General features: G+C 53.0%; 1 rRNA gene. It reads left to right on the top strand.

Annotated features, from left to right (window positions below):
• Positions 1-253, top strand: a 23S ribosomal RNA gene (locus ACYP2A_RS23315); the annotation flags it as partial.

Genomic DNA, 253 nt, shown 5'->3' with positions numbered 1-253 from the left:
TGGAGATTAGCGGAACGCTCTGGAAAGTGCGGCCATAGTGGGTGATAGCCCCGTACGCGAAAATCTCCTTGTCATGAAATCGAGTAGGACGGGGCACGAGAAACCTTGTCTGAACATGGGGGGACCATCCTCCAAGGCTAAATACTACTGACTGACCGATAGTGAACCAGTACCGTGAGGGAAAGGCGAAAAGAACCCCGGAGAGGGGAGTGAAATAGATCCTGAAACCGTATGCGTACAAGCAGTGGGAGCC

This window comes from Pseudomonas sp. 3A(2025), assembly GCF_054589175.1.
Note: the sequence above shows the minus strand (reverse complement) of the source record. Positions and strands in the feature narration are given on the sequence as shown.